The organism is Roseburia sp. 1XD42-69 (assembly GCF_003612565.1).
In the GTDB taxonomy this organism is placed as follows: domain Bacteria; phylum Bacillota; class Clostridia; order Lachnospirales; family Lachnospiraceae; genus Roseburia_B.
Map to the genome: position 1 here is coordinate 1 of NZ_RAZG01000190.1, position 1,676 is coordinate 1,676.

At 45.1% G+C, this 1,676-nt stretch carries 3 protein-coding genes; all 3 read left to right on the forward strand.

What is annotated here, in order from left to right; translation table 11 throughout:
• Positions 1-143 precede the first annotated feature (143 nt).
• Positions 144-545 (forward strand): IS66 family insertion sequence element accessory protein TnpA, encoded by a 402-nt coding sequence (tnpA, locus tag D7Y06_RS24950; protein ID WP_243119510.1) that lies wholly within the window; start codon positions 144-146, stop codon positions 543-545.
• Positions 539-895, forward strand: coding sequence for an IS66 family insertion sequence element accessory protein TnpB (gene tnpB, locus D7Y06_RS24955; protein WP_120410162.1), 357 nt, complete (start codon positions 539-541; stop codon positions 893-895). The genes tnpA and tnpB overlap by 7 nt, the downstream gene beginning before the upstream one ends.
• Before the next feature lie 64 nt (positions 896-959).
• A partial coding sequence (locus D7Y06_RS24960) for an IS66 family transposase zinc-finger binding domain-containing protein (RefSeq protein WP_147415784.1) occupies positions 960-1,676 on the forward strand: 717 nt, incomplete at its 3' end.

Genomic DNA, 1,676 nt, shown 5'->3' on the forward strand with positions numbered 1-1,676 from the left:
GTAAGCGCCTAGTTTCAGGGTGGATTTAAAACCATCACAAAATTTGCCATAATTATAGATGATAGATGCCAGCATTTTACTACAGTATCGGCGCTAGATACTATAAATGCCAGCGTTTTACTATAACTATGGAGGTTTCCTGTATGAAAACACAAAGACGCACAGCAGACGAACAATACCAACTTATCATGGAGTGCCGCAGCAGCGGTCTTAGCGACTACCAATGGTGTACGGAACATAACATCAATCCCGGCACCTTTTACAACTGGGTTAAAAGACTGAGAAAAAAAGCTTGTTATGATATCCCCTCTGCCACAGGACGCGGCGGTTATAAGCCAGCCCTTAAACAGGATATTGTAAAACTTGAGGTGATACCTGATCACCAAAGCTCAGTCATTAAAGCTGTCGGAAGCGCAATGCTTCCTCTGGAAGAAACCAGCCCCGCCATCGTGATTATGTTCGGGACTGTTTCAATAAAAATTTCAAATGATGTTGACCCCAAACTACTGTCACAGATCCTTAAAACTGTGACAGGGACATGTTAGGGGACATCACTGTCGCAGACGAGATTTATGTGATCTGTGGCTATACAGATATGCGCAAGTCCATTGATGGATTATGCGCTGTCGTAAAAGACCAGCTGAATATGAACCCTTCCAGGCCAAACGCAATCTATCTCTTCTGTGGCAGACGCAGTGACCGGATAAAAGTGCTTCTTCATGAACGTGAAGGATTTGTACTTTTATATAAGCGCCTTGATGCCAACGTAGGAAAATACCGTTGGCCGCGCAGCCGTAATGAGGTAAAACCCATTACATGGAGGCAGTTTGACTGGCTTATGTCAGGTCTTGAAATCGAGCAGCCAAAAGCAATAAAAAGTACCGGAAATGCTTGATTTTTGCGGGACTTTCCGCTTGTTTCATGGTATAATGGAACCATAGAAAAGGAGCGAAAAGACAATGCCTTCAGGAGTAAGAGACATCCAGCTCTTAGAGCTTAAGGATACGATTTCACAACTGAATCATACAATCAGCACTCAGAACGAGCTTATCCGTTCCCTGCAGAAAATGCTGCGGGAACGTGATGCCAAAGACAGTGAAAAGGATAAATTGATTGCTAATCTTCAGGCACAGTTGGACTACTTGAAGACCAAGCTTTTTGGCTCCACCAGTGAGATCCGTCATGACCAGCTCCCCGGACAGTTAGACCTGTTCCACCTGCAGACGGAGGATGAACCGGAACCGGTGCCCCTTGAGGTGGAATACATTGAGGTAAAAGCACACAAGAAAGCCCGTAAATCGAAAGCGGCTTATGATGAGGTATTTGCTGATCTTCCGACAGAAAATGTTTATGTAGATACTCTTACGGAAGAGCAGAAAACGTGTGATGTCTGTGGAACAATGATGGTTCCTATCGGACACGAACTTATCCGGACAGAACTGCGTTATACAGAGCCAAAGCTTCAGCGCATTGACTATTATGCGACTACCTATGAGTGTCCACAATGCAGGGAAACGGAAGATCCCCAGTTCATCAAGGACGAAGGAACTCCCGCACTGATCCCGGGAAGTTATGCATCGTCCGGTCTTGCGGCACATGTGATGTATTATAAATACGTCATGTCCATGCCCTTATACCGTCAGGAGAAGGACTTTGAACACCTTGGCGTGAAACTT

Excerpts from the sequence above, each read along its gene's own strand:
- tnpA (WP_243119510.1), top strand. The coding sequence starts at position 144 with ATGAAAACACAAAGACGCACAGCAGACGAACAATACCAACTTATCATG.
- tnpB (WP_120410162.1), top strand. The coding sequence starts at position 539 with ATGTTAGGGGACATCACTGTCGCAGACGAGATTTATGTGATCTGTGGC.